The organism is Rhizobium sp. WSM409, assembly GCF_057653825.1.
Genome location: NZ_JBYGKP010000006.1, coordinates 290,919 through 316,562, shown reverse-complemented (window position 1 = coordinate 316,562; position 25,644 = coordinate 290,919). Strand labels below are relative to the sequence as shown.

Below are 25,644 nucleotides of genomic sequence, written 5' to 3'. Positions count from 1 at the left end.
TGTTGTTATCGTTCTCGCACTATCTTGCAATGGCGGCAGGAGACAGAAGATAGGCCTCCAGCCGCGAAGAACGAAAGCTCCAGCTCCGCCAGTCGCGGGGGCGATGCTCGAATTTCCAGACGAGCGAGCCCCGGATAAGCTGTGCTTCGCTGATCTTGTCGGTTCTGTATTCCGGTAGCGCGCGAATATGGAGATCAAGGGCCGGAATGGCGGAAGGGCCAAGCGTGGAGAGATAATAGATATCGAGCGGCGGGCCATCGTGGCTGATCTCCTGGCTGTGGGCGACATTGAAGCGGGCGATGACATCAGGGAGATCAATGAAGGCGCTGATATAGAGCACGGCAATCAGGGAAGCGAGGTTGGCGGCGATCAGCCACTCGTTGTATCGGTTGAGCAGAATGCGCAGCAGGATCAAGACAAGGCCGATAGCGACGAGGCCCATCCAGAGACCGGCGGCAACGCGCAGTTCCGTCAGCGAATAGGCCTCGACGTAAAGTCCAAGCCGCAGCATCGAGGACAGGCAGAGAAGTAGAGGTGCCGATGCCAGAACCGAAAAACCAAACAGGAGAGCAGCGATTGACGGCGCGCGGATCTTCCCGGCCAAAAGTAGAATGCCGGCGCAGACGGCGAGCGCAAACAGGAAAAGGTTTATGCCGGGCATCTCACCAAAGATCAGAAAATCAGCCAGCGCCACCAGGGCAAACAGGCCGACAATCCGGCTAGTGCCACGCCTGATGGGCATTGCTTCCGTCAGCGTGTCGGTTGTGTCCATTGGTGCTCCTCTCGTAGATGCCGCTTTTCGATGACGATGAGCATGTCTACCGGGCTGGCGTTAGAGGCGGCTTCTCGCGGCCAGCCTGCCTCCGTCAGCCACCATCCGTCATTGCGGAGGCGATCTGGCAAAGCGGGCGGTGTGACGCCGGGCGGGATGGGGTCCTTGCTCATGGCGGAAGAATGCCGCGCCGAATTGCAGATTTTGTGCAGAGAGTAAGCAGCATTTCAGGAAAATCGCTCGGACCCATCAGGGTATGCAGTGGCCCTATCAACCACATCCCGTATGGAAACCGCTATCGATGCCAGCGGCGTGATCCCGACCAGATAAGGCGGCAGACCCGATGGCCGTAAGATCGGCAATGCCCCGTCTAACCGCGTGTCCTCGCCATCGGCGATCAGCAAAGCCTGGCCAATGGCATCGGCCAGCCGGGTGGACGGCTGTCGCAGATATGGGCCGCAGGCGACGGTCTCTCCGACGGCCAGGGAAAATGCCGTGGCAGGATGAAGAGCGTCACCCGATCAGGCGGTGTCTTGCACCACCGTCTCGGTCACGTGCGAAGATATCGAAGAAATGGAGAAGGCCTTATCTGAACCTTGGCGCGCGCTTGGCATTGTGAAGCAATTCGGAGGCGGTCGCGAACGGCCCGAAGAGTTTGAGCAGCAGCGCTTGTTCCTCGGCATCTATGCGGTGACGAGCGCAGAACTCCGTCACCGACCAGACTTTGGTCAGATCGTCTGTTTCGACTTGCCTGGGTTCGATGTGTTCGGTCAACGGCGTGTCCTCCGAACATCGAGACTACGCCACGCCGGCATTTATAAGAACTAGCTAAAAAGAGCTATTGCCGATCTGCAGACCTTCAACCGAATATGATTGAACCCCGCCTTTACCGCGCGCGGAACAAGCGGATATACGAAGACGCCCGCCGATTGCGCGGCGGGCGGTGTGTCTCACTGATTATTGCAACTGATCAAGCAAGATGCGCGTCGGTGCCCGTGATGTTGAGCGTCAGAATGCCAGCGTCCGTGTGGCCTTCGCCATCGGAGATCTTGTAGTACTGGACAGTTTCCGTGACGTTCTGGCCGGCAGCCAGGTCTTCCGTCAGCGTATAGGTGAATTCGCCATTCGGCTTGACGTGGAAGATGCCATGGTCGCCGACGATGTCGGTAACAGCGTCGAGGCCGCTTTTGGCGCTGACGTTCGTGCCGTCGAACTGACGGAGGAAGAGCTTGCCGTTGTCGCCGGCAATGTCGTTGTCCAGAACGTTGCCGCCGATGGCGCTACCTTCGTTGAAGCTGTAGTGGTCGTCGACAGCAATCGGCTTTACCTGGGTTACGCCCTGGATGTTCAGGGTGAAGAGGCCGACATCGGTATGACCGCTGCCGTCGGAAATCTTGTAGGAAACCTTCTCCTGGTACGATTCGCCGTTGGCAAAGCCAATCTTGGCAGCGTCGCTGAGGACATAGGTGTAGCTGCCATCTGGCTTAACGAAGAAGGTGCCGTAGTCGCCCTGGATCTCGGTGACCTGGCTGTTGCCGGCCTTGGCGCCAACGCTCGCGCCATCGAAGGCGCGCAGGAAGAGATGGCCGTTGTCGGATGAATCGTTGGAAAGCAGATTTCCGGAAATAACGTCGGTTTCTTTAAATGTTGCACTATCATCAGTTGCATGAATTGGCGAAGCCATTGCACTCTCCTCAAATTGTTTATTGGCGGGTCAATTTCGACCTCAGCGAGCGGCTCCTTTAACAACCTATTAATACTACAAGTCAATGGCCTATTTAACAGAAGGTTAATTTCGACGCCGAACTCCCCGTTGCTTCCATTCCGGCGAAATAATGTCACATTCAAGCCAAATTGAAGAAAATTCGGTAGAAACTATACCCGGCTAACTTGAATAAAATGGCGCAGAGTATATCTGAAGGCGATTGGCGATGCCCGCGCCGTGCCATCCGGGCTATGCGTTGCAATTGTGCTCGCCGAGCCCTATGTTGCTGACGTACCCGATCCAAGCGGAGATCTCAGCCGTTGCCGGCTGGTGACTCGGGCGCTTATGCATCGGCGCGCGCCCTAAGGCTGCGTGATGGGCAATCCCACAAACAATCGATAACGCCGGCCAAGGTTGGCAAAGGATTTCTTTTTGAACAACACACATACAGCCACCGTGGTTGCGGCGGCGAATCCGCGTGAGGATGACGAGGCTGTCCGCAGTGCTCCCAGGAACTGGAAGCCGTTTCCCTGCCTTCTCACCCGCCGCGAAGCAGGCACTGATCGCCGAGCAGCTCGGCTGAGCGGCGATCAGAGCACCATCCAACAAGGAGAATTCGAAATGCAGGTCCTCGTCAGAGACAATAATGTCGATCAAGCGCTCAGGGTCTTGAAAAAGAAAATGCAGCGCGAAGGTCTGTTCCGTGAAATGAAGGAAAGGCGCGCCTATGAAAAGCCGTCCGAACGGCGCGTCAGGGAAAAGGCGCAGGCGATCAGCCGGCAGCGCAAGGCTACGCGCAAGAAGATGCAGCGTGAAGGCCTGCTGCCCGGCCCGAAGCGGACGGCCGCTGCCCGGTAACGGCCTCATCCCACCGGCCTTCCCGGGCTTTGGTGGTTACATTACCTGAAAGGATAGACAATGGACGAACTCAATAGCCTCACCGTTTCGGAAGAACGCATCGAGGATTGCCGCGATGTCGTGGAGCCGGATTTGCAGGATTTGATCCAACGCACCCTGACATCAGGCTTTTCCCTGGAGGAAATCCTCATCGCCGTCAGCGAACTGGTGGCCGAAGACTTTGCGATGGTCATGAAAACACCGAGCGTCCATTGATCGACTGTGTGTCTCGACCGCCTCGGGAATGAGCTCATTAGGCCCGCCACCGGGAACATAGACCTCGGCGGATGGTTACCTCGTCTCTTGCTCAGATGGAGATGATGATGGCTAACAACGACGAGGCGACACGGGTATGGGAATTGATCGACAAGATCGGGTTTTGCATGCTGACGACCCGCAGCGGCGACGATCTGCGAGCCCGCCCGATGTCCGCCTACACCGCGCAGCTCGAGAATGCGATCTATTTTCTGACGGATGTCAGTAGTCACAAGGACGATGAGATCGCCCGCTGGCCAAACGTGTGCCTGGCCTTTGCCGACACCAAGGGACAGAAATATGTTTCCGTATCGGGGACGGCCGAGGTGCAGAACGACCGGGCGAAGATCAGGGAATTATGGGCGACGCCGGCAAAGGCGTGGTGGGACAATCCCGACGATCCTTCCATCCGCATCCTCAAGATGACCCCGTCTTCGGCCGAATATTGGGACAGCCCAGGCACGATCATCAGCTATATCAAGATGGCCGCCGCCGCGGTCTCGAACAGCAAACCTGACATGGGCGACAATGCCGAGGTCAAGCTCTAACGCATAGAAGCGCTCAACGACGTTCCCTCGGCCGAAAAATATCAAGCCTGATTGGCTGTTAACAGGCACCCTGGTGGGCTCATCCACGGCATGACCATGCTTGCGATCGATGGGCTCTCGGTGCCCGAGAAACTTCCCGTGATGCAGGTTCAGTCGAGCGAGAACTCAGCGCGAGTCCAAAAGCATGAAGTTAGTGTGAGAGAGCTTGCTAGCAAACCGATCATTGGTCCAGCCTCGCAGCTGCAACCGCGTGCGGCATCAGGAATGCGGCAATCTCCGCGATGACGTCTGTCAGATCGCCAGGATTGTGTGCAACGCCTTCAATGAAAGCGCGCCATTGCCGCTGCTTTTGCTGGTCCTTGCCAAAGGCGTCCGTTAGGGCGTCAGGTAGGTTGGTGGGGATCGATGTCTCGCGGCGCTTAAACGTAGCGGCGATTGCACGCGCCAGCCGATCATCGCTGAAGTCGAAAGACCTGCTGAGGATCCAAATGTCGTAGAAATCCTTCATGCGGCTGTTTACTCGCCCCAGCATCACCATGGCCTGAAACTTCTCGGCAATGACCGTTTCCCGCGCATAGGCCCGGAGCCGCGGCATCGGAAAATCGAGCATGGAAGGATAATCCAGGATCTCCACTCCCGGCTCAAGCGCATCGCCAAACCCGATGTCGATCGTCAGGTTGATCCGGGCTCCACTGATCGTAGCGATCACCCGCAGCCTGAGCCCACCATAGTCCAGTGCCTCGCGAATGCGATCCACATGCAGCGTATCGGGATCGAACGTGACGCCATCGTCGGCCTCTTGCGCCAGAATTTCCAAAAATGTCTCAAGCATCGGGTCCGGACTCGGATCACCGAAACCCAAAAGATCGAGGTCGCGCGTGCCTCGGTGCGGGTCGTCGAACCAACTCATTATCAACATCGCCCCTTTTTAGAACGAAGCGATTGGCGTGGGGCGACTGACCGAGCCGGAACAATAACCGTTCAAGAGCGAAACGCGTCAGGACCAGATCAAAGCTTTGCCCGCTTGCCTTGGCGAGGTGCAACAGGCGGGCTCGCACCGAGGCGCCGACGTTTCTGATTTCCTTAGCCATTGGCGGTCAGCGCCTCGAGGTACGGCCGGATCACGGATCCGACGCCACCGCGTTCGGCCTGGTTGGCGATTTCGCCAGGACTAGTCCTTCGTTGCCGCAGTGCCTCCTGCAGCCCCTCCATCGCTATCGAAAGGCCGATCTTGTTGCGATAGCGAAAGCAATCGGCGATTGTCTTGGCTATTCCAAAGACCTTCACGGGAACGCCTTCGATGACATGGGTTTCGACGCTTTCGTTGAGAAGGCTTTCTGTGAAACGTACGATGCGCATAGCGGGGCCGTCCGGTTTCGGGGCCCAGTCCTTACGGCCTATGGCAAGCCAGATTTGTCTCGGAAGCTGATCCGTCAGGCCGTGGAATGCCAAGGCCGAAACGAGGCAGATAACGGCTTTCGGCGCGCGTTTGGCAACCTCTGCCATACTGTGGTTGACATCAAGCTCCGCATCAGGAAGTTGGTAGAGACCGCGGGCAAGCCGCAGCACCTCGCCATCCCGTTCCATTCGGCTCATGGTGGCCCCTGTCACACCTGCATTACGCAGTTCCCTCAAACGTGCTATTCCGCGCTCCGTTAGCACGGTCCGGGCGATTTGGCGTTGAGTGTCGGAACTGGGCATTGATATAAAAGCTCGGAGAATGGGATCTGTTGTCCTAGGATTTGTATCACGATCCCTAAAGGCGAGAAAGCCATCGCTTCGTGAATTCTTTCACCGTGAATAGTTGTCTCGATTGGGTGAGAACTGCAAACCCAGTGGTTGGCGAGAGCAGGGGTGTAGCCTCGCCGAGACGGACACCTAGCCAAGTGACGTGAAAGCAATCGTGGCCATTGGTGGGACAATCCCGACGATCCTTCCATCCGCATCCTCAAGATGACGGTCTTCGGCCGAATATTGGGACAGTCCAGGCACGATCATCAGCTATATCAAGATGGCCGCCGCCGCGGCCTCGAACAGCAAACCTGACATGGGCGACAATGCCGAGATCAAGCTCTAACGCATAGAAGCGCTCAACGACGTTCCCTCTGGCCGAAAAATATCAAGTCTGATTGGCTGATGCCTTGACGAAGTCGATGAATGCCCGAAGCGGTGCCGGCACCAGCCGACGTCCGGGATAATAGAGGAACGGCCCGGAAAATCGCTGCCACCAAGGTTCGAGGATGGGCTCGAGCGCACCTCTGTCGAAATGCGGACGCAGCCAGTCCTCGAAGAGGCAGACGATCCCTGTTCCTGCTATCGCTGCATCGACGGCCAGGTCGGTCGCGCCGCCGACCCGCACGATCAGCGGTCCCGTTGGATCGACCCGCACGATCTCGCCATCGCGCTCGAACTCCCAGGGCGCCGTCATCGCACCGCTGTCGAAACGGCCCAATATGCAGGCGTGAGCGAGCAGTTCGCTCGGGTGTTGCAGACGGCCACGGCGATCCAGGTAGTCGGGGGAGGCTGCGATGGCAAAGCGCTGGATGCGTGGGCCGATCGCTATGGCGATCATATCCTGCTCCAGCCGCTCGTCATAACGGATGCCGGCATCGCAGCCTGCCGCGATGACATCGACAAAGCTCTCGTCGGTCACCACCTCCAGCCGAATATCGGGATAGGCGGCGAGGAACGGTGGGACGATGGCGGGCAGTACCAGCCGCGCCGCGCTGACCGGCACATTGAGGCGCAAGGCACCCGCCGGCCTGTCGCGAAATCCATTGACGACGTCGAGGGCAGCTTCCACCTCGCTCAAAGCAGGGCCGAGCCGCGCCAGCAAGCCCTTGCCCGCTTCGGTCGGCACGACGCTGCGCGTCGTGCGGTTGAGCAGCCTGACACCGAGCTGGCCCTCCAGGCGGCGCACCGCTTCACTGAGGAAAGAGGCGCTGCTGCCGCTGACGCGCGCGCCCTCGCGGAAACCACCGGCACGCGCCACCGCAACGAAAGCATTGAGATCGCCCAGATCTGTCTTCACTGTTCGCCACTCCGCACAGCCCGTGCAGATTATAGCCAATTTTCATACGCCCCGACAATGTTTATCTTGGGGGTGTCATCTATTGAAAGGAGTACACTCATGTCCACTATCGATCAGTCCGGCACGTTCAACCTCGGCGGCCGCAGCGTGAAGCGGCTCGGCTATGGCGCCATGCAGCTTGCCGGGCCCGGCGTGTTCGGACCACCCAAAGATCATGGTGCGGCCTTGGCCGTCTTGCGAGAAGCGGTCGCGAGCGGGGTAAACCACATCGACACCAGCGACTTCTACGGCCCGCACGTCACCAACCAGATCATCCGCGAAGCACTGCACCCCTATCGCGACGATCTCGTCATCGTCACCAAGATCGGCGCCCGGCGCGGCGCGGATGGATCGTGGATTCCGGCCTTCTCGCGCGAAGAGCTGACGGAGGCAGTGCACGACAACCTCCGCAATCTCGGCCTCGATGTGCTTGATATCGTCAACCTCAGGATCATGTTCGACGTGCACGGTCCGGCCGAAGGGTCGATCGAAGCGCCGCTAACGGTGCTCGCCGATCTGCAGCGGCAGGGCCTGGTGCGTCACGTCGGGCTGAGCAACGTCACATCCAAGCAGATTACCGAAGGGCGTGGGATCACCGAGATTGTCTGCGTGCAGAACCAGTACAATCTGGCGCATCGGGCCGACGATGCCCTGATCGACGATCTGGCGTACCACGGCATTGCCTATGTACCATTCTTTCCGCTCGGCGGCTTCAGCCCGCTGCAGTCTTCCACTCTATCTGATGTCGCCGCAGGGCTCAATGCCACGCCGATGCAGGTGGCGCTCGCCTGGCTGCTGCATCGGGCGAAAAACATCCTGCTGATCCCCGGCACTTCGTCCGTCGGCCATCTCAGAGAAAACCTCGCCGCCGCCGGGCTCGTGCTGCCGGATGGGGCTCTCAAGCAGTTGGACGGCGTTGCTGGCAGCGCCGCCTGAGGCACTCCGAAAGCGCAGGCGCGACGTCACGCTCTTAACGCGTGCTCAGGCTTTCGCCCAGTTGCAGGCTGATGACTTCCGTTGGTGGAGCGAGAGGTCGCAGGCCCTCGCCGTCCATGTAAAGAACCCTGTCGGCGGCAGCGATAGTTTCCTGCCGGTGAGCGACGACGATGCGAGTAATGCCGAGTGAGCGTATGGAATGATTGACGCGCGCCTCGTTGGCGGCGTCCATGTGAGACGTGCCTTCATCCAGGAAAAGCATTTTCGGCTTTCGATAAAGCGCGCGCGCCAGCAGCACGCGCTGCTTCTGGCCGCCGGAGAGGCTCGATCCCATGTCGCCGACGAGGGTTTCATATTGCATCGGCATTTTCATGATCTCGTCGTGGATTGCCGAAGCGCGTGCGGCATCGGCGATGGCTGCGGGATCGGCCTGCTCGGCAAACAGCGTGATATTGTCCGCTATCGACCCGGCGAAGAGATTGTCGTCCTGCAGGACGGCTGCGATCTGATCCCGAAAGCTCTTGTGACCGAACTGCTGGAGGGGGAGACCGTCAACGGCCACCTCGCCGGATTGAGGCAACAGCAGCCCGAGCATCACCTTCAGGAGTGTCGATTTACCCATGCCTGACGGCCCGGTGATGGCCACATGTTCGCCGGCTTCGACGGAAAGGTCGATCTCCTGGAGAACGAAGGGGTCGGTTGGGGAATAGCGGTAGGAAACGCTTTTGAGCTCCATGCGTCCTTTTAATTCCGTGACGGCCATGGAACCGGCGGCAAAGCTTCTGTCATCCTCCTCCAGGGCGATATCGGCCAAGCGTTCCAGATGCAGCCGCAACATCAAGAACGCCATGCCCTGATCGACGAGATTGCCGGCCTTGTCGAGGAACTGACCTTTATAGGCGAGGTAGGCGAAAACCATGCCGACGCTGAAGCCGCCATTCATGATGAAGCCGATTGCCAGATAGATGGTGACGACATTCTCCAGGCCGAACAACAAGGCATTGCCGGTCGTTTGCCAGATGCCTATGCGCGAGGAGCGGATGTTGGCGTTGACGGCATCCGTCAACAACGTCTGCCACATGGCATGCCGCATCGTTTCACTATTGTAGAGACGAAAGGTCTGGATGCCGCGTATCGTTTCGATAAGGGCTGTCTGCTCCTTGCCGTGGGCGATGATACTGCCTTCCTGCGCGCGGCGTTCGAACGAGAAGGATATCAGGCGAACGACGAAATAGAGAAAGAAGGCGGTCAAGGCGATCATTGCGAGCTTGGCACTGTAGAAGAACATGATTGCCAGAGTCGTCAGCGCAAGCAGTCCATCCACCAGCGTTCCCGCAACGCCTTCCGTCAGCATCTTCTGTATCGGCGTCACCGACTGGAAGCGGGACAGGATGTCGCCGACCTCCCGCTTCTGGAACCAGTCGAGCGGCAGCCGGAACAGTTTCCTGGCGATATTCGAGGCGATGCCGAAACCTAACGCGGAGCCCGCCGCCAGGATCACGAAGGAGCGAAGGAAACTCGCGCTGGTATTGAAGGCGGTGAAGAGCCCGAAACCAAGCGCAAGCACCGCAAGCAGATCGTGGTCGAGCGCCGGCAGCGCGTTGTCTATGCCGACCTGCAGGTAGTAGGGCAGGGCAAGCACGTAGATCTGGAGCACGACGCTGAGGACGATGACCTGAAGGAACGAGCTTCCGAGCCCGTTGATCCGCGTCCAGAGCTGCGACCAGCGCAACACCGTACGCTCCGTTTTCTTCTCGAATGCTTCGTTTGGCCTCAACTCCAGCGCAACGCCGGTAAAGTGGTCCGATACCTCAGACATTTGAAGCCATTCACTGCGACCAGCCGGATCGTGGATCAGCGCCTTGTCACCCGAAACCCGCTCGATGACGACATAATGGTTCATGTTCCAGTGGAGGATCGCCGGCAATGCGAGATTGGGCAGCTCTTCCAGCGGCAGCTTGACGGCGCGAGGCAGGAGGCCGACCTGGTCTGCGATCTTGATCAGGCTCGACAGCGGGGCTCCCCGAAATGACGGGGTGAAACGTCGGCGCATCGTCGCCAGATCAACGTCGTGCCCGTAAAAGCTCGCCATCATTGCCAGACAGGCCAGACCGCATTCGCTGACCTCATTCTGACGAATGAGACGAATTCGTGAATTTGAAAAGAACCCGGCCTGAAGTGCTTTGGAAGACAATCGCAGGTCCTATCGTCGTTGAAGGGCGAACAACGGCTCGAACAGCCATTCCAGTAGAGATTGGCGCGCGGTCGCAATCCGGGCGGACAAGGTCATGCCGGGAAACAGCGCCTGCTGCTTTCCGAAGGCCGTGATGCTCTGTCGCTCAAGGTCGACCGTCACGAGATAGTTCAGGTTGGTGCTCGCGCCGCTGCCACGGTTGATCGGGCTTTTCGACAGGCTCTTGACGCGACCTGCGATCGTCCCGAAGCTCTGGTAAGGGAAGGTATCGATCGCCAGCCGTACCTCCTGCCCGACCTCGACAAAACCGACGGCGGCGTTGGGCACGTCCAGTTGCGCATGCAATGTTGCATTCAGCGGCACGACGCTCATGAGCGCCTGCTGCGTGTTCAGCGGCTCGCCGATCTTGGCCGTGAGGGCAGAAACCGTACCGCCGATCGGCGATCTGATCACATAGGCACGGGACTGTTCATTGGTGGCGAGGCCGCGATTGATATCCTCACGCTGCGACTGGAGTGCTGCGACCTTCTCGTTTGAGCGCGCCTTGACCTGATCGAGCATTCGTTCGGCATCGGAGAGATCCGACCGCCGTTCCGTCAACGTGCTTTCCAGCACCGCCATTTGCTGGCGCCGCTCGGTGAGCGAATCTTCTCTCAAAGTCACGTCTCGTCGTGGAACGATACCCTTGTCGACCAGGCCGCGAATGCGCTCGACATCTTTCTCGATCGAGGTGATTAGTTCCTTTTGCAAGGCGATCTGGCTTTGAAGCTTGTCGATCTGCGTCTGGTAGCCGGATATCTGGGCGCTAAATTGCGCCGTTTGGGCAATTTCATCATTTTTGACTTCCGCCAGCTGCTCGCTGATGCTCGCATTCTGCCGGTCGAGCATTTCGGCGACTTTTTCGGAGGCTGATTCACCGCTGACCAGGTAGTCCTCGGAGCGCACGGCCACCAGTTCCTGGCCTTCTTCGACTTGATCGCCGTCTGCGACCATCATCTTCATGATGACGCCCGGGCGCGAGGGCATGACGACTGCCACGCCCTTGTCCGGCTGGATAATGCCGGTTGCGGTGACAATGCGGGAATAGCTTGCGATGGAAAGAAAGATCAGAACAACGATGAGGATGCCGGCCATCAGATAGCCGGTGACGTGCCACCCCATTGGTACCGCCATCGACACCGTTCCCGTTAAACGCTGGGACTGCCGTTCGAGGGCTTCTCGGCGAAACAGGCTCATTGAGATCAGATATGGTCGTTAGGGGAAGGAAGGGTGCCCCGCCATTCCGGCGGAGCCCCATGTTTTAAAGCTTAGGCAAAGGCTCTCGCCAGTCTGTAGACACCGTAGACGCCAAGGGCAGCGCCACCGACCGCAAGCGCTCCGACGCCGAAGGCGGAAATGCCCACGCCCGCGCCGATCGCCGCGGCGTACCCGAGAGCGCCACCACCTGCGAGTGCGGCTGCCCCGTCGATTGCGCCCCGAACACCGGAGCTGACGCCACCGCCGGATACGTGTTCCATCTCGGCGCTGGAAAGTTCTTTGATACCCTGCACTTAACTCACCATTTGCTTGTTTCGGGAAGGTAGTCGAAAACACTACGTGCACGGGAAAATTAGGTAGCATCAAGAAAGCGTCAACCTGCAGACGATGACTTTTGAAGACCGGGACAGGATTAAATATAGGATTCAATCATAACGGCCGGGAGATTTACGCCTCCCGGCCGTTGAAAACGTCACAGGCCTTTCAAGCCAGACGATAACATCAGGATGATTTCTTGACGAAAAGCTCGTAGGCGACAAAGGTCGCGACCATTGCCAGGAAAACCCCGATCGCCAGCGGATAATTGGCAGCGGCATTCGGGTCGGTCAGCTTGGGAATGCCGATGACGGCGCCTGCCGCCAAGACCGCCGATAACGCAACTTCCTGCACGATCAATTTTGAGAAGGCTGTCATGATTGACCTCCTGTCGCCTCGGTCTTCTCCACCCAAAGCGGAGCCCAGTCCTTCTGCTTCACCACGCTGCCGATCAGGAAGCATAGCGGCTCGCCGATAAGGCGCACCACCTTGCCGCCAAGCGAGCCCTTCGGACGGCGCCCGGCCTGGTAGGCAATCTCCAGAGCCCGCGCTCTGGCGAGAGGATACATGATTTTTTCCGCGAGCGGGCTTCGGCGCATCAGGTGGACATAGGGGATCGCCCAATATTGATATCCACGAACCGTCGTTTGCGACAGAGACCGATAGGTGAATTCCAGATCCGCCCGCCAAAGATCGCGGTCAAGCATGCCGCGTCGGAAGAAATGCGTGCAGATGACACGACCGCTGCTATTGCCGCCGCCGGAGAGGCCGCCATTATAGATGCTGCCCGACGCCCCTGCTGCGAACCCTGCAGTGCCGGCAATCCCGGCTTTGCCCAGACTTCCGGTGGTCGCAAAAGTGCCGCCGGCTGCGTATGTTCCGCCTATCAGCCCACGATCGACATGGCCGACCCATGAGCCGGCACCGTTCACGGCGTCGATTTCAAAATCTTCAAGGGGATGGATGTAATATCCGCTGGTATCTGCATTAACACTCTGAACGTCAACCATAGGTGCCTCCGAGGTAAAGCCAAAACCCGCCATATCCGGCGCGCCAAGGGGAGGTTAGAGCAATCAGGGAGAGTATCAAGGCTTTGTTCTCGCGGTTTATACTCGGCGAGCGAGCATATTTCGCGCGCCATTGCCGAAACGCCCCTGAATCCAGTGCTTTGACAAGAAGGCCAGCGGATCGATTTTTTTTGCCTTGCCGCCGAGTTTGCGGCTGAGAAATAGCTCGATTTCGCGGGCGCGCACCAGTTTGGTTTGCCAGCCGGCATAGCCATGGCCCTCCCGATCGAAGTATAGCGCCGTGACATCGCGACCCGTCTCGCGCAACGCCTTCTCGAAGGCTTTCGTCTGTTGGCAACCGACGACCGGATCTTCCATTCCGGCGGTGAGCAGAAACGATCCGCGCAATTTCTTTGCATTGTGGAGCGGCGAGAATTCCTGCATCTGCGTGAGATCGCCGGGATCATCAGGATTGCCGAAGTAGCGGATGACCTGGCCGAGGAACAACCCCCAGCCGACCGGGTTGTTCTGCATCTGGTAGGGCAGATCCAGGATTGCGTAGTCGATGATTGCCGCGGAAAAGAGCTTGTCGTCGGCCATTGCCAGCGCGGCCATGAAACCTCCGTAGCTTTCGCCGGCGACCGCAAGCTTGCCTTCAGCCGCGATGCCTTGGGCGAGCAGCCATCGCCCGGCATCGGCGATATCGTCCTGCATCTTTCGCCCAAACTGCCGATAGCCCAGAGATTGGTACCTCTTCCCGAAGCCGGTCGAGCCGCGATAGTTGACTGACAAGGTCGCGTATCCGCGGCTTGCGAGAAAGCTCTTCTCGATGTTGTAACCCCAGCTGTCGTGGCGCGCCGGGCCGCCGTGAGCCATTACGACGGTCGGCACAGGATGAGGTGAGCCAGCCGGAAGCGTCAACAATGCTGGTATCTCCTCACCATCTCCGGCCGTGAAGTAGACAGGCTTCGTAACTGCCGAAAATGCCGACTTGCGCTTTTCCGCCGGCGCGGAAAGCAGCGTCTTGCTCTTATCCGCCAAGTTTAACAGATAGTGCTGGTAGGGTCGTTCATCATAGGAGATCGCGACCGTGAGCAGCGCACCAGCCTTGGAAGAACCTGAGATTTCGACGTCGGCATGCCCGTTGCGATCCAGAACCAGCTCAGTGAAGATCGTTCCTCTTTCCGAAAGGGCGATATATCGTGGATAGCCGTCGCGAATGACGGCGACGTCAGCCGGTTCGGTGGGCGTGAAGCGCAGCGCGTCTGAAACATCGACATCGCCGTCCTCGACCAGCACGGTTTCTCTACCGGTAACCGGGTCCAGCGAAACTAACGCGATCTTGTCCCGCTGACGGTTGGAAAGCGCCTCGAAGGCATTGCCTGACCTGTCCGTACGCCAGATGACCAGCGTGTCATCCGGCTCGAGTGCCGCCATCTCTCGCCACGGCTTGTCGGCGTTAATTCGGTGAAGGTATCGCCTCATTCCCGAGGCAGTCAGCTCGACGCGAATGCATGGAACCTGCGCCTCATTCAACAACCAGCTTTCGGTCGAGCCGTTGTTTTGTTCCAAGAGCCGCTTGTCGCGTCCATCCGCACTGGTTGCATAGAGATCGGCGACAGCGGAGCTGCGATCGTAGGAAACCAGGAATTGGTTGTCTGCGGCGTGTCGAGGGTCGACGATCACCTGCCACGTTTGGAAATCTCGTGGAGTAACGTCGGTGCGTGCCCCGGGTCGCCTGGGATCTACTTCCCACAGACGGTCTTTCTCGGTGAGAACCAAAAGGTCAGCGTATTGCCGCCAGCCAAAGTGGGAAAGGGCACCTTTGAACGTGGCGATGATGTTGAGTTCTCCGCCGGAAAATTCTCCGACGAAGACGGCGCGAGCGCCGCGTTTGGAGCCCCACCATGCGATGAGGGCGCCGTCGAAACTTGGTTCGTATCCCCACGTGGCACGTCTATCGGCGTAAAATCGGCTACTGGAAAGCAAGCATTTCCCTCACTCGTCCACTCTGAGGCACGGTCGACGGAACCTCACTCTTGAAGCGGAACCTAGTGTCGGGCGGGGAATGGTCCAGAGGCAGCACGCCGCGAGAGCCGCCCCCTGAAGATCAGGGCGCGGCGAATGCCATGCTTTCAATAGCGCTCCGGCACGAGCATTTCAGGCGGAACCGGCGCCCTGTTGTAATCGGCGTGACGGATGCGGTCCGGCAACTGGATCTCGGGTTTTGGAACATCCTCGTAAGGGATCTGCTCGAGAAGATGGGCGATGCAATTCAAACGCGCCCGTTTCTTGTCTACCGCCTGCACCACCCACCAAGGTGCATCCTCCGTGTGTGTCCGCGCCAGCATCTCTTCCTTGGCTTTGGTGTATTCCTCCCAATGGACCCGGCTTTCCATATCCATCGGTGAGAGCTTCCATTGCTTCAGCGGATCGTGGATACGCATCTTGAAGCGAAATTCCTGCTCCTCGTCGGTGATCGAAAACCAGTATTTGATCAACACGATACCAGAACGGACCAGCATCCGCTCGAATTCAGGCACCGAGCGGAAGAACTCCTCGAGTTCTTCGTCGGTGCAGAAACCCATCACGCGCTCGACACCGGCGCGATTGTACCAGCTTCGGTCGAAGAGGACCATTTCGCCACCGGTCGGAAGATGCGGGACATAACGCTGAAAATACCATTGATGGCGTTCCCGCTCTGTAGGAGCGGGCAGCGCGACCGTCCGGCAGACGCGCGGATTGAGCCGCTGGGTCACGCGCTTTATCGCGCCTCCCTTTCCGGCCGAATCCCGGCCTTCGAAAAGCACAACCACCTTCAGCTTCTTGTGCTGAACCCAATCCTGCAGCCGCACCAGTTCGTGCTGTAGACGGAAAAGTTCCCGGAAGTAGATCTTTCGCTCGAGCGTCTGCTCTGCCGGTTCCGACATTCCTTCGGCGACCAGATCGTCGAGCCGGTCTTCCTCCATCTGCATTTCCAGCTCTTCATCGAAGCTGTCGGCGATTTCGGCCTTTATACGGCTGAGTTGGTCCTGAGGTGTCTGAGACATGGGCTTTCCCTTCCTGCTTTTTTTGACAGGAGCATGTCACTGCGAAGTTTGTGTGACGGTTCAGGTACGGAAAGCTGGATGTCCTACGCCACGGCCTTGACGGCGATGTCTCACTTCCCGGTCTGGCGCCAACGCGCGGCAGCCTGCTTCATCAGCTTGGCGTATTCCACCTCCGTGGCATCATCCAACGGGAACATGCACTCGATCCTCAATTCCTGGGTCGTTATCGTCTGCGCAGTGCCAACTGTGGTCACCAGCGAGAAGAAGCTCAGAACCTGCCCGTCCTTGACGAAGGACAAGGGGATGACGGGTGTGCTGTCCGCTGTCGTCGAGACCTTCCAGGCACTGTCCACATCCGGATAGGCGAGGAGCGCATCGATCAGCGCCTTCGTGTGCATGTCAATGACGCGGCCCACGGACTCTCTGAATACCCGCGCCATCAGACTTTTTGCAGTTTCCTCCCAGTTTGGGATGAAGGGCCGCAAACCGGCCGGATCGAACATCAGATGCAGCAGATTGCGCGGTTTTTCCCGTGCCGCCATGTCAATGAAGTTATTGAAGAAGCCCTGCGTCGCGTCGTTCGTCATGACGACGTTCCAATACCGATCCATGACAACTGCCGGAAACGGCTCGTGCTGAACAAGCATGCGCCTTAACGCGTCCGTGACGCCTTTCATTTCAACATCGTCGATACCGCCTTCGGCGTAAATCGGGGCGTAACCGGCGGCGAGCAATAACGTATTGCGCTCTCGCAACGGCACATCAAGGGCGTCGGCGAGATGCAGCAGATTGTGGCGGCCGGGCGTGCTTCGGCCACTTTCGATGAAGCTGATCTGACGCTGCGATATGCCGGTGTCGAGTGAGAGATCCAGTTGGCTCTTGCCGCGCGTGTCGCGCCAGGCGCGCAACTGGATGCCAAGCTCGTTCGATACCGCGCTTGAATGACTGTGCGTCGAGCTCATCTTATAGCGATCTCCGTCTGTGCGGCTAATGGCCGGCGGGGGCAATAACGCTCCCGCCAGCTGCGATATCGATCAGAAAGCAACCGGGCCAACCGATCCGTACCAGCGGCCAACTTTGGCCGGCTCTCGTTCATCCATATAGAAGAAGTGTGTCATCACCGGTTTGACAACCGGTTGAGCCTCGTCGTCGGGCGTCATTGTGACAGTCCCGCGAAAGATTTTCAGCGAGCCGCCGTCCCAATATTCCGCGACGTCGTGAAGCGCTGAGAAACCCGTGTCGATGAAGGCGCGCAGGTTCTCACGAATGGAGTCTCGCCCCTTCCAGTCGGCGACGCCCAGATTGCAGGTCGCATCCTGTGCCAGGCAGTCAAAGCCTCCGCCAAAGGTCTTGTCATCGATCTCCTTCCAGAAGGCCAACAGCCATTCAGGGGGTTCTCGTTTGGTAAAATTCATGGTCGTCATCGTCGTTCTCCTCGGCCGCTTTGTACGGGTGACGGCAGTTGAGCCATCGACATCGGTTGTCGGCCGCTTCTGTTGACAGGATTGTTCCTCCTGCAGGAAGGCCGTTCACTAATATCGCGGGACAGGGAATGCCCTCAATTACATCAGGTGTAATCAACGGGGCGAGAATGCGTCGTCCTTCAAATTCTCGGCAAAGAACGCACATCCGGACCTTTCATTCTGCACAAAGCGCTATTCGTAACTTTTGTTGTGTCGAATAACGGGATATGTTACCAATCGTGTCAGTGTCATGGAAATCACACGGGTATCGAAGGCCAAGGTTATGAATGATGTAGTCGATACGGTGGTGGTCGGCGGCGGGGCCGCGGGGCTCAGCGCCGCCCTTTTTTTGGGAAGAGCCGGCCGATCGACGCTTGTATTCGACGGCGGTAAATCGCGCATTTTCAGCGTTGAAGAGGTGCGGGAGCATCTGGGCTTCGACGGCATGCCGACAGCAGCGTTCATGGCGCAAGCGCGTGCGGAAGCCGTCCGTTACGGTGCGGACATCAGATCCGAGCACGTCCATTCCATCGTGCCTCGTGAGGACGGATTGTTCTGGGTCGAAGCCACGGGATCCAGAGTCGCAGCACGCACGATCGTCTTGGCAACGGGAGTGATAGACGACCTTCCACCACTGTCAGGCTTGCCGGAAGCGTGGGGGCGTGACGTGCGTGTCTGCCCCTGTTTTGACGGCTATGAAGTTCGAGGCAAGCGTTTCGTGGTGTTCGGATTGCCGGAACGCCTGGCGCATATGGCGTCCTGGGTCTGGATGTGGTCGCGTGATGTCACTATCGTCTCACGGCACAGGTTCAATGAAGCCGACGCGGAACGCTTGCGGCTTCTCGATATCAACATCATTCCGGACGAAATCACCGGGCTCGTCCATCGAGACGGCAAGCTTGTTGGCGTTTCGACGGCGAGCGGCGGCGGGGAAATCGCCTGCGATGCGACATGGATCGCGGCGGAGATTCGGGCTGCATCGGGCCTCGCCGCATCCCTCTGCGAGGTCGATGAGATCGGTCTCGCCAGGACCGACAAGGATGGCCGGACCAACAGGTCGGGCGTGTTTGCCGTTGGCAATGCGGATAATGCGGTCGCTCATCTTGCGCATGCATCTGCGGCAGGCACAGCTGTCGGTCCCGTGGTGACGATGTACCTCCTCGAACAGATCCTTGCCGAGCGCCGAAACACCAAAGCGGCGTGAACGATCTAGCAGTTCAGCCGTTGCGGGCGCCTACAGCCGTCCTGTCCGGTACTGGTCGACAAGATTCCGGCAGGCGCGGATCGTCAGGGCCATGACGGTGAGCGTGGTGCCGGCGATGCCGCTGCCGGGGAAGGCGCTGGCGTCGGTGACGATGAGGTTCGGGGCATCCCAGAGCTGATTATAGGGGTTGAGAACCGAAGCCTCACGGGTTTCGCCCATGCGCGCGCCGCCCGTCTCATGGATTGCCGCTCCCATGCACATGGTCTTGCGAAACCATTTGCGGAACATGAAGCGGCTGAAGACATCGGCTTCGGGAAATGCGCCCTTGCCCATCTCCTTGAGGCCGGTCGGCGAGCCGATGAATTCGAGGTCGCCGCCGACCTCCTTGATCAATGCGATCAGCGTTTCTTCCTGCCTTCTGAGCAGCGCCTGCTCCTCCTCCTGCATGACGCAGCGGATATGCGGCACGGGAATGTTCCAGGCATCCCTACGCCTGACATCGAGCGTGATGCGATTGTCGGCATAGGGCAGCATGCGGCCGAAGCCGAAGAAGGCGAGACGTGCATCCGTGTCCACGGAGACCGGCGCGCGGCCGACGCTTCCCTGGTAGTCGAAATCGCCGCGGGCCGCGTCGCTCTCGCCGAAGCGGGGAATGAAGATCCCGCCCGACGGATTATAGAACGGGTCGGTCGGCGCGGACTCGTCGGGCGCCCAACCCTTTGCCTTGGAGAAGGAGCCGAAGGCGAGGCATGGAAGCTGGTCCATGAAATAGCGGCCGAGAGCACCCGAACTGTTGCCGAGCCCATCAGGATGTTTCGCCGACGCCGAATTCAAGAGCAGCCGCACGCTCTCTATCGGCGAGGCCGAAAGCACCACCATCGCGGCGCGAACCGTCGATACCGCACCGGTGTTGCGATCGATATATTCGGCGCCGGTAGCGCGGCCGGTCTTCTCGTCCGTGGTGATGCGGCGAACGACGGCGTCGTAGCGGATGGTCAGCTCACCGGTCGCGTTTGCATCTCGCAGCGGTCGCGGCATCCGGTCGGCGTCAGGCGCGATGTAGCGCCAGGAGACGACGTGCCTCTCCGGCCAGCGGTTTTCGACCGCCTGCTTGAAGATCTGTTCGGCGGGCGTCAGGCTTGCCGGCTTCGCATAGATGCCATCCGGCAGCGTGGCCACGTTGTCCTTGTTGCCATAGAGCCCGAGATAGGCCTCGACCTCGTCGTAGAAAGGCGCCAACTCATCATAGGAGACCGGCCAGTCCACGCCCTTTCCGGCACGTGAGCGGATCTTGAAATCGTCGTCGGTCCAGCGCAGCAGCACCCGGCCGAAACTGTGGAGGCGCCCGCCGCCCTGGCGGCCGCGGATCCAGAGGAAGGGTTCGCCCTTCGGCGTCGTATAGGGGTTCTTGCGGTCGTTGACGAAGAAGTGGCTGAAGCGCTCGGTGAAAAACGCCGCGCGCGCCTGGATCGGCTGGCCCTTGAGAGTGGCCCGCGCACGCTCCCAGATATTGATGCTGCTTGCCGGCGCCTTCTTGCGGACGGGATCGAAATCCTTCGGTCCGACGGCGGGGCCGGCCTCGAGCAGCAGCACCGACAATCCCTGTGCCGTCAGTTCCTTTACCGCGAATGATCACCAGCGCATCATAGACGATCTCAGACATGTCTTTTCTAATCCTGTCCTTGAGCAATCCTCAAAACGGCACGAAAAGCGCCAGGAATTGCGGGGAAACAAAGGGGTGGCGCGTCACAGCCGCGATCCGTCAGTGCCGAAGAGGGACGCCTTGGCGATATCGAGCCCGGGAGCCACGGTATCGCCAGGCTCAAGCGTGACATCGCCCATCAGCCGGAGCGATAGGCTCTGGTCTGCCCAGTCGAACCAGACGACGGCGTCCGAACCCATCGGCTCGACGACGGAAACGCGGCCCGGAATGGTTGGCAGGCCGCTCGTGGCGCCATCGAGCACAAGGTGTTCCGGGCGAAAGCCGAGAGTAGCAGGCCCTTCTGCTGCGTCCGCTCGGAAGGAATAACCGGAGAGATCGACAGTGAACTCCTTGCTCCGGAAGAGCGGCGCGCCGTTGCCGGGCTCGATCCGGCCCTCGATGAAATTCATCGCCGGAGCGCCGATGAAGCCGGCAACGAAGAGATTGGCCGGGCGGCGGTAGATCTCGGCCGGCGAGGCGAGTTGCTGGATGACGCCGTCGCGCATGATGGCGATCCGGTCGGCCAGCGTCAGGGCCTCGACCTGGTCGTGGGTGACATAGATCATCGTATTGCCGAGGCGCTGGTGCAGCTTCTTGATCTCGACGCGCAATTCGTTGCGCAGCTTGGCATCGAGGTTCGACAGTGGTTCGTCGAACAGGAAGACATCGACTTCACGCACCAGCGCCCGGCCGATGGCGACGCGCTGGCGCTGGCCGCCGGAAAGCTCGGCCGGACGCCGGTCGAGCAGCTTGTCGAGTTGGAGAAGGGCGGCGGTGCGGGAAACACGGGCCTCGATTTCGGCCTTCGGCAGGCCGGCGACGCGAAGCCCGAAGGAGAGGTTCTTGCGGACCGACATACGCGGATAGAGCGCGTAGGACTGGAAGACCATGCCGATGCCGCGGTCCTTCGGCTCCTCCCAGCTGACGTTCCTGCCCGAGATCCAGACCTCGCCTGATGTGATGTCCTGGAGACCGGCAATGGCGTTCAGAAGCGTGGACTTGCCGCAGCCGGAAGGGCCGAGCAGCACCAGGAACTCTCGCGACGCGATGTCGATCGACATCTTCTCGATCACCGTATGGTCGCCGTAGGCGATCTTCAGGTCCTTGACGGAGACGGCAGATTGCATGGAAGTGTTACCCCTTGACTGCGCCGGCCGCGATGCCGCGCACGAACCAGCGGCCGGACAGGAAATAGATGGCGAGCGGAACGATGGCAGTGAGGATCGTCGCCGCCATGTTCACGTTGTAGGTCCGCTCGCCCATCGTGGTGTTGACGATATTGTTGAGTTGCACGGTCATCGGCAGGTTGTCGCGGCCGGCAAAGACGAGACCGAGCAGGAAGTCGTTCCAGATGCCGGTGAACTGCAGCATGGAGACCACCACGACCATCGGCACGGCAATCGGCAGCATGATCTCGAAAAAGATGCGCCAGAAGCCCGCGCCGTCGACGCGCGCCGCCTTGCAGAGCTCCTCCGGCACGCTGAGGAAATAGTTGCGGAAAAGAAGCGTCACCAGCGGCAGACCGAAGATGACATGCACGAGAATGATGCCAGCCAGCGAATTATAAAGGTCGATATTCGCCATCGCCCGGACCATCGGATAGAGGAAGATCTGGTAGGGGATGAGGCCGCCGGCCATCAGCAGGCCGAAGAGCAGGTTTGCCCCGCGCGGCCGCCAGAGCGACAGCGCATAGCCGTTGATGGCGCCGATGAAGACCGAGAGCGCGACCGAGGGGAGGGTGATCGCCACCGAATTCCAGAAGCCGCTGCGAATGCCGACGCAGACGGTTCCCATGCAGGCCCCCGACCAGGCGGTTGCCCAGGCAGAAAAATCGAGCGTCGCCGGCAGGGCAAAGATCTGGCCGAGCCGGATTTCGGGCATCGATTTCAGCGAGGTAACGACCATGGTGTAGAGCGGCAAAAGGAAGAAAAGCGCTGCGACGACAAGGAAGGCATAGAGGCCGATGCGCCCGGCGGTGATCTGTGCCGGCTTCGGGCCGTTCGGATGAAGACGTGCCATCACGCGGCTCCCTTGGCTTTGTCACGCATGTGCATGATGTAGCGGAACGGGGCGACTGCGATGATCACGCCGAGGACAAGCACCGTCGCGCCGGCTGTGGCGAGGCCGAGGTTCTGGCGCCCGAACAGATTGTCCATGATGAATTTCGCCGGCACCTCCGTCGCATTGCCGGGGCCGCCATTGGTCATGGCAACGACGATGTCATAGGTCTTGATCACGCCCATGGCGAGCAGCATGCCGGCCGCGGCCAGCGCCGGCCCGAGCTGGGGCAGGATGATCGAGACATAGATCCGCCAGACAGGGATACCGTCGATCCGCGCCGCCTTCCATTGCTCGCCTTCGATGCCGCGCATGCCGGCGAGCGCAATGACCATGACGAGCCCCGCGCCCTGCCATACGCCGGCAAGCACCAGCGCATAGATCGCCATGTCGCGATTGACCACCCAGTCGAGGACGAAGCTTTCCCAGCCGAGCGAACGCACGCTTGCCTGGATGCCGAGCGTCGGATTGAGCATCCATTGCCAGATCAGCCCGGTCACCACGAAGGACATGGCGTAGGGATAGAGGAATATGGTCCTGAAGGCGCTTTCGAAGCGGATCTTGCGATCCAGCGCCGCGGCCAGCAGGAAGCCCAGCAGCAAACAGCCTGCGACGTATAGGACGCCGAAGATCAACACGTTTTGCAGCGAGGCCAGCCACTTGGCGGAAGAGAAGAGCTTCGAATACTGCGCCAAGCCGACATAGGTCGAGGACGGAAAAAGCGTCGAATTGGTGAAGGACAGGCGGATCGACCAGGCCATGGTACCGATAAAGACCACGACCGCGACGAACCATGTCGGCAAAAGCGCGATGGTCGCGGAAAGATTGGGCTTGCGTTTGATGGACATCGGCCAGCTCGTTGACGGAGTGGAAAGCAGGGCGCGCCGCCGCGCGAGGCGGCGGCTGGCAGCCGTGGCGTCGACATCAGGTCGACGCCACGGGCTACTATCCTACTCGAAGATGGCGAAGAAATTCCCAGCTGTGGAGGCCGTATCGTCCGAGCCGCCGCTCCAGTATTCGTCGACGAAGTCATCGAGCGCGCCAACCTGCTGGGGCGTCAGCACGATCGCCTGGTCCGGCACGATCGCACCGGCTGCCATCAGCTCGACACCCTTCTGGGCGCAGACGTCCAGCTTCGACTTGTCGACGTCGGCGCGCATCGGAACCGAACCCTTCTTGAGGGCGAATTCGACCTGGACGGCCGGATCCATGACGACTTCGGCGAGAAGTTTCTGTGCCTTGTCGGTCTCGGCCTTGCTGGTCTTGGGGAACCAGAGGGAGTCGGCGATATAAACCATGCCCTTCGATTCCGGCACGATCATGCAGCCATAATCCTTGCCCGGCTCCTTGCCGGCAACGGTGAATTCGCCCTTGGCCCAATCGCCCATGAACTGCACGCCGGCCTTGGCGGTGATCAGCATGGCGGTCGCGTCGTTCCAGTTGCGGCCGGCGGCACCGGCATCGACATAACCACGCAGCTTGCCGAGGATTTCGAGGGTCTTCTTCACGCCTTCGACGGATGCCGGGCTCTTGTCCTTATCGACATAGATCTTCAGGAAGCCGTCGATCCCGACCTGCGAGAGCAGGATCATGTTGAAGACCTTGGTTTGCTGCCAGGGCTGGCCACCCCAGGCGACCGGAACCATGCCGGCAGCCTTCAGCTTGTCGAGATCGGCAAAGAGCTCGTCCCAGGTCTTGGGCTCTTGCGAAATACCGGCCTTCTCGAAGGCTTCCTTGGAATAGAAGAGCCAGCTTTCACCATGGGCGCCGGTCGGCGCAAGGTAGACCTTGCCGTCATAGGTGATGAGATCATGGATCGATTTCGGCAGGGCGTCAGCCCATTTGCCGGCGGCCGCCACGTCGTCGATCGGATTGAACAGGCCCTGGTTGATGAAATCGGCGGCAGCGAGACCGATGACGCCCTGCTTGGCGCCGGGCGCATCACCGGCGACGATCCGGTTTTGGAAGGCGGCATCGGCCGCACCGAAGCCGGCGATCGAGGAATCCTTCCAGACGCCGCCGCGCTTTTCGAACTCGGTCTTGATGACGTTGAGGGCGGCAGCTTCGCCGCCCGACGTCCAGGACGACATGATCTCGATCGTTGGCTTGTCCTCGGCATGGGCCGAGGCGAAGAGACCGGCGAATGCCACGCCGGCAAGAAAAAGCTTCATCATGGTCTTCATTGTTCCACCTCTTGAAAATGCCCTCTTTGCGGGGCGTTCGTTGTCTTAGGGATGACTGTCAGCGATAGATCGGCAGGAGCGCCTGCCGGACGAGCGTGAGCCCGTTGGCGATGTCGCGGACGGGATCGGGCGCGGCATCGAGTTCGAGGATCGCCCAGCCTTCATAGGCCCGGTCGCGCAGCAGCCGGATCCAGGATGGCCAGTCGACCCGTCCGAGGCCGAAGCTGCAGAAATAGGGCTGGTGGCGTTCATGGATGTGCTTGTCGATCGGCGTATCGGCGGGCATCGGGCCGATCGCATCCTTCCAGTGAGCGATGATCATGCGCTCGTGATGGCGATCGACGAGTTGGACGGGATCGGAGCCGGCAACGATGATATGGGCCGTGTCCGGGCACATGTGCACGTAGGCCGGGTCGGTCAAAAGCATCATCAGATCGACGTCGCGCGCGGCGGCAAAGATCGAGTGCGCCTCGGTGTGCAGCGCCAGCCGCACGCCCCTGGCATAGAGGGTCGCACCAAGCCGGTTCAGAAAATCGGCAATCACTTTGGCGCGGTCGAAATCATGGAATTGCACCGGCTGGGCGCCGAGCGTCTGGCGCAGCGGCGCGCCGATCACCATGATGTCGCTGCCGCAGGCTTTCAGGAAGTCGGCATATCGTTCCGCCTTGTCGATCAGCGCGCGCTGGGCCTCGGGCTCAGCGAAATCGCCGGCCGCCTCCAGTTCCGCGAAGAAGCCACTGCAGAGCGTCAGGCCGCGTCTTGCCAGTTCGGCTGCAAAGGCGTCGACGGAACCATAGGTCTTGATGGCGTCCTGCCAGTTGAAGGGAGAGAACGTCAGCTCGACACCGGCAACGCCGGAGGCCTGGACGCTGTCGAGTATCTTGTCCCAGAAGGCACGGGGCTCGGCGCGGGCGTAGCCGACGATCGCCTCATGGCTGTCGACGCCCCAGAAGCCGGGATGAAAGAATGTCACGAGATCGACACCGAAGCGCAGCCTGTCAGTAGCCATAATTTGTCCATTTCTCGAG

Annotated in this window: 24 protein-coding genes and 4 pseudogenes; 6 read left to right on the top strand and 22 right to left on the bottom strand. The window is 59.8% G+C overall.

The features are described from left to right. Positions 1 to 19: 19 nt before the first annotated feature. The 4 genes and pseudogenes from AC25BC_RS35885 to rapA2 all read right to left on the bottom strand — a co-directional run bounded on the left by AC25BC_RS35885 (position 20) and on the right by rapA2 (position 2,456). Positions 20 to 772 (bottom strand): DUF4153 domain-containing protein, encoded by a 753-nt coding sequence (locus AC25BC_RS35885; protein WP_128438896.1) that lies wholly within the window; start codon positions 770 to 772, stop codon positions 20 to 22. Positions 773 to 1,041: 269 nt separating this feature from the next. Beyond that, positions 1,042 to 1,250, bottom strand: a pseudogene (locus AC25BC_RS35880) (helix-turn-helix transcriptional regulator); the annotation flags it as partial. 107 nt (positions 1,251 to 1,357) lie between these two features. Continuing rightward, positions 1,358 to 1,546: a hypothetical protein gene (locus tag AC25BC_RS35875; RefSeq protein ID WP_003555203.1), complete on the bottom strand. Its 189-nt coding sequence runs from the start codon at positions 1,544 to 1,546 to the stop codon at positions 1,358 to 1,360. Positions 1,547 to 1,742: 196 nt separating this feature from the next. Continuing rightward, the gene (gene rapA2 / locus AC25BC_RS35870; RefSeq protein WP_003555201.1) at positions 1,743 to 2,456 is read right to left on the bottom strand and encodes a calcium-binding lectin RapA2; all 714 of its coding nucleotides are present in this window, start codon (positions 2,454 to 2,456) and stop codon (positions 1,743 to 1,745) included. 642 nt (positions 2,457 to 3,098) lie between these two features. Between rapA2 and rpsU the strand changes: the two genes are divergently transcribed. The 3 genes from rpsU to AC25BC_RS35855 all read left to right on the top strand — a co-directional run bounded on the left by rpsU (position 3,099) and on the right by AC25BC_RS35855 (position 4,177). After that, complete coding sequence (gene rpsU, locus AC25BC_RS35865) at positions 3,099 to 3,335, top strand: 30S ribosomal protein S21 (RefSeq protein WP_012760619.1); 237 nt, start codon at positions 3,099 to 3,101, stop codon at positions 3,333 to 3,335. A gap of 60 nt (positions 3,336 to 3,395) precedes the next feature. Continuing rightward, entirely contained in the window at positions 3,396 to 3,590 is a 195-nt protein-coding gene (locus AC25BC_RS35860) for a hypothetical protein (protein ID WP_003555197.1), read from the top strand. 107 nt (positions 3,591 to 3,697) lie between these two features. After that, entirely contained in the window at positions 3,698 to 4,177 is a 480-nt protein-coding gene (locus AC25BC_RS35855; protein ID WP_003555195.1) for a pyridoxamine 5'-phosphate oxidase family protein, read from the top strand. Positions 4,178 to 4,397: 220 nt separating this feature from the next. Here the strand turns inward: AC25BC_RS35855 and AC25BC_RS35850 are convergent. Continuing rightward, positions 4,398 to 5,268: pseudogene (locus AC25BC_RS35850) on the bottom strand (nucleotidyl transferase AbiEii/AbiGii toxin family protein). Next, positions 5,261 to 5,878, bottom strand: a complete 618-nt coding sequence (locus AC25BC_RS35845) for a type IV toxin-antitoxin system AbiEi family antitoxin domain-containing protein (protein WP_012760622.1) — start codon at positions 5,876 to 5,878, stop codon at positions 5,261 to 5,263. The pseudogene AC25BC_RS35850 and the gene AC25BC_RS35845 overlap by 8 nt, the downstream one beginning before the upstream one ends. A gap of 210 nt (positions 5,879 to 6,088) precedes the next feature. On the opposite strand from AC25BC_RS35845, the pseudogene AC25BC_RS35840 reads away from it, so the two are divergent. Then, positions 6,089 to 6,254: pseudogene (locus AC25BC_RS35840) on the top strand (pyridoxamine 5'-phosphate oxidase family protein); the annotation flags it as partial. 42 nt (positions 6,255 to 6,296) lie between these two features. On the opposite strand, the gene AC25BC_RS35835 reads toward AC25BC_RS35840, so the two are convergent. Next, on the bottom strand, positions 6,297 to 7,208 hold the full coding sequence (locus AC25BC_RS35835; RefSeq protein ID WP_128438899.1) for a LysR family transcriptional regulator: 912 nt from the start codon (positions 7,206 to 7,208) through the stop codon (positions 6,297 to 6,299). A gap of 99 nt (positions 7,209 to 7,307) precedes the next feature. Here AC25BC_RS35835 and AC25BC_RS35830 point away from each other — a divergent pair, with 99 nt between their 5' ends. Continuing rightward, positions 7,308 to 8,183: an aldo/keto reductase family oxidoreductase gene (locus AC25BC_RS35830; RefSeq protein WP_012760623.1), complete on the top strand. Its 876-nt coding sequence runs from the start codon at positions 7,308 to 7,310 to the stop codon at positions 8,181 to 8,183. A 34-nt stretch (positions 8,184 to 8,217) separates the two neighbouring features. Here the strand turns inward: AC25BC_RS35830 and AC25BC_RS35825 are convergent, their stop codons facing one another. The 9 genes from AC25BC_RS35825 to AC25BC_RS35785 form a co-directional block, all read right to left on the bottom strand. Next, positions 8,218 to 10,323 carry a peptidase domain-containing ABC transporter gene (locus AC25BC_RS35825; protein ID WP_487778605.1) on the bottom strand — a complete coding sequence of 702 codons (2,106 nt, stop codon included), beginning with the start codon at positions 10,321 to 10,323 and terminating at the stop codon, positions 8,218 to 8,220. Between the two features lie 63 nt (positions 10,324 to 10,386). Continuing rightward, the gene (locus tag AC25BC_RS35820) at positions 10,387 to 11,613 is read right to left on the bottom strand and encodes a beta-barrel domain-containing protein (RefSeq protein WP_244432324.1); all 1,227 of its coding nucleotides are present in this window, start codon (positions 11,611 to 11,613) and stop codon (positions 10,387 to 10,389) included. Positions 11,614 to 11,684: 71 nt separating this feature from the next. Next, positions 11,685 to 11,927, bottom strand: coding sequence for a hypothetical protein (locus AC25BC_RS35815; protein ID WP_003555182.1), 243 nt, complete (start codon positions 11,925 to 11,927; stop codon positions 11,685 to 11,687). A 208-nt stretch (positions 11,928 to 12,135) separates the two neighbouring features. Beyond that, positions 12,136 to 12,327 (bottom strand): hypothetical protein, encoded by a 192-nt coding sequence (locus AC25BC_RS35810; RefSeq protein ID WP_003555180.1) that lies wholly within the window; start codon positions 12,325 to 12,327, stop codon positions 12,136 to 12,138. Next, entirely contained in the window at positions 12,324 to 12,959 is a 636-nt protein-coding gene (locus AC25BC_RS35805; protein ID WP_128438901.1) for a hypothetical protein, read from the bottom strand. The genes AC25BC_RS35810 and AC25BC_RS35805 overlap by 4 nt, the downstream gene beginning before the upstream one ends. 96 nt (positions 12,960 to 13,055) lie before the next feature. Next, complete coding sequence (locus tag AC25BC_RS35800) at positions 13,056 to 14,945, bottom strand: alpha/beta hydrolase family protein (protein WP_128438902.1); 1,890 nt, start codon at positions 14,943 to 14,945, stop codon at positions 13,056 to 13,058. Positions 14,946 to 15,091: 146 nt separating this feature from the next. Further along, positions 15,092 to 16,006 (bottom strand): polyphosphate kinase 2, encoded by a 915-nt coding sequence (gene ppk2 / locus AC25BC_RS35795; protein WP_012760628.1) that lies wholly within the window; start codon positions 16,004 to 16,006, stop codon positions 15,092 to 15,094. 110 nt (positions 16,007 to 16,116) lie between these two features. Then, on the bottom strand, positions 16,117 to 16,968 hold the full coding sequence (locus tag AC25BC_RS35790) for a helix-turn-helix domain-containing protein (RefSeq protein WP_128438903.1): 852 nt from the start codon (positions 16,966 to 16,968) through the stop codon (positions 16,117 to 16,119). A gap of 72 nt (positions 16,969 to 17,040) precedes the next feature. Further along, positions 17,041 to 17,430 (bottom strand): nuclear transport factor 2 family protein, encoded by a 390-nt coding sequence (locus AC25BC_RS35785; RefSeq protein WP_128438904.1) that lies wholly within the window; start codon positions 17,428 to 17,430, stop codon positions 17,041 to 17,043. 322 nt (positions 17,431 to 17,752) lie between these two features. On the opposite strand from AC25BC_RS35785, the gene AC25BC_RS35780 reads away from it, so the two are divergent. Next, on the top strand, positions 17,753 to 18,673 hold the full coding sequence (locus tag AC25BC_RS35780) for an NAD(P)/FAD-dependent oxidoreductase (RefSeq protein WP_128438905.1): 921 nt from the start codon (positions 17,753 to 17,755) through the stop codon (positions 18,671 to 18,673). A gap of 30 nt (positions 18,674 to 18,703) precedes the next feature. On the opposite strand, the pseudogene AC25BC_RS35775 reads toward AC25BC_RS35780, so the two are convergent. The 6 genes and pseudogenes from AC25BC_RS35775 to AC25BC_RS35750 all read right to left on the bottom strand — a co-directional run bounded on the left by AC25BC_RS35775 (position 18,704) and on the right by AC25BC_RS35750 (position 25,625). Further along, positions 18,704 to 20,336, bottom strand: a pseudogene (locus AC25BC_RS35775) (GMC oxidoreductase). 83 nt (positions 20,337 to 20,419) lie between these two features. Next, positions 20,420 to 21,502 carry an ABC transporter ATP-binding protein gene (locus tag AC25BC_RS35770; protein ID WP_128438907.1) on the bottom strand — a complete coding sequence of 361 codons (1,083 nt, stop codon included), beginning with the start codon at positions 21,500 to 21,502 and terminating at the stop codon, positions 20,420 to 20,422. 7 nt (positions 21,503 to 21,509) lie between these two features. Beyond that, positions 21,510 to 22,394 carry a carbohydrate ABC transporter permease gene (locus AC25BC_RS35765; RefSeq protein WP_128438908.1) on the bottom strand — a complete coding sequence of 295 codons (885 nt, stop codon included), beginning with the start codon at positions 22,392 to 22,394 and terminating at the stop codon, positions 21,510 to 21,512. Continuing rightward, entirely contained in the window at positions 22,394 to 23,281 is an 888-nt protein-coding gene (locus AC25BC_RS35760) for a carbohydrate ABC transporter permease (RefSeq protein WP_003555441.1), read from the bottom strand. The genes AC25BC_RS35765 and AC25BC_RS35760 overlap by 1 nt, the downstream gene beginning before the upstream one ends. A 102-nt stretch (positions 23,282 to 23,383) precedes the next feature. Further along, positions 23,384 to 24,616 (bottom strand): ABC transporter substrate-binding protein, encoded by a 1,233-nt coding sequence (locus tag AC25BC_RS35755; RefSeq protein WP_128438909.1) that lies wholly within the window; start codon positions 24,614 to 24,616, stop codon positions 23,384 to 23,386. Positions 24,617 to 24,674: 58 nt separating this feature from the next. Further along, positions 24,675 to 25,625, bottom strand: a complete 951-nt coding sequence (locus tag AC25BC_RS35750) for a sugar phosphate isomerase/epimerase family protein (RefSeq protein WP_128438910.1) — start codon at positions 25,623 to 25,625, stop codon at positions 24,675 to 24,677. Positions 25,626 to 25,644 lie beyond the last annotated feature (19 nt).

What these genes read in the sequence shown, in the direction of transcription:
- AC25BC_RS35780 (WP_128438905.1), top strand. Translation starts at nt 17,753, where the DNA reads ATGAATGATGTAGTCGATACGGTGGTGGTCGGCGGCGGGGCCGCGGGG.
- AC25BC_RS35760 (WP_003555441.1), bottom strand. Translation starts at nt 23,281, where the DNA reads ATGTCCATCAAACGCAAGCCCAATCTTTCCGCGACCATCGCGCTTTTG.
- AC25BC_RS35810 (WP_003555180.1), bottom strand. Translation starts at nt 12,327, where the DNA reads ATGACAGCCTTCTCAAAATTGATCGTGCAGGAAGTTGCGTTATCGGCG.
- AC25BC_RS35790 (WP_128438903.1), bottom strand. Translation starts at nt 16,968, where the DNA reads ATGAGCTCGACGCACAGTCATTCAAGCGCGGTATCGAACGAGCTTGGC.
- AC25BC_RS35750 (WP_128438910.1), bottom strand. Translation starts at nt 25,625, where the DNA reads ATGGCTACTGACAGGCTGCGCTTCGGTGTCGATCTCGTGACATTCTTT.
- AC25BC_RS35855 (WP_003555195.1), top strand. Translation starts at nt 3,698, where the DNA reads ATGGCTAACAACGACGAGGCGACACGGGTATGGGAATTGATCGACAAG.
- AC25BC_RS35860 (WP_003555197.1), top strand. Translation starts at nt 3,396, where the DNA reads ATGGACGAACTCAATAGCCTCACCGTTTCGGAAGAACGCATCGAGGAT.
- AC25BC_RS35805 (WP_128438901.1), bottom strand. Translation starts at nt 12,959, where the DNA reads ATGGTTGACGTTCAGAGTGTTAATGCAGATACCAGCGGATATTACATC.
- AC25BC_RS35785 (WP_128438904.1), bottom strand. Translation starts at nt 17,430, where the DNA reads ATGACGACCATGAATTTTACCAAACGAGAACCCCCTGAATGGCTGTTG.
- AC25BC_RS35845 (WP_012760622.1), bottom strand. Translation starts at nt 5,878, where the DNA reads ATGCCCAGTTCCGACACTCAACGCCAAATCGCCCGGACCGTGCTAACG.
- AC25BC_RS35820 (WP_244432324.1), bottom strand. Translation starts at nt 11,613, where the DNA reads ATGAGCCTGTTTCGCCGAGAAGCCCTCGAACGGCAGTCCCAGCGTTTA.
- ppk2 (WP_012760628.1), bottom strand. Translation starts at nt 16,006, where the DNA reads ATGTCTCAGACACCTCAGGACCAACTCAGCCGTATAAAGGCCGAAATC.
- AC25BC_RS35770 (WP_128438907.1), bottom strand. Translation starts at nt 21,502, where the DNA reads ATGCAATCTGCCGTCTCCGTCAAGGACCTGAAGATCGCCTACGGCGAC.
- rapA2 (WP_003555201.1), bottom strand. Translation starts at nt 2,456, where the DNA reads ATGGCTTCGCCAATTCATGCAACTGATGATAGTGCAACATTTAAAGAA.
- rpsU (WP_012760619.1), top strand. Translation starts at nt 3,099, where the DNA reads ATGCAGGTCCTCGTCAGAGACAATAATGTCGATCAAGCGCTCAGGGTC.
- AC25BC_RS35765 (WP_128438908.1), bottom strand. Translation starts at nt 22,394, where the DNA reads ATGGCACGTCTTCATCCGAACGGCCCGAAGCCGGCACAGATCACCGCC.
- AC25BC_RS35755 (WP_128438909.1), bottom strand. Translation starts at nt 24,616, where the DNA reads ATGAAGACCATGATGAAGCTTTTTCTTGCCGGCGTGGCATTCGCCGGT.
- AC25BC_RS35830 (WP_012760623.1), top strand. Translation starts at nt 7,308, where the DNA reads ATGTCCACTATCGATCAGTCCGGCACGTTCAACCTCGGCGGCCGCAGC.
- AC25BC_RS35885 (WP_128438896.1), bottom strand. Translation starts at nt 772, where the DNA reads ATGGACACAACCGACACGCTGACGGAAGCAATGCCCATCAGGCGTGGC.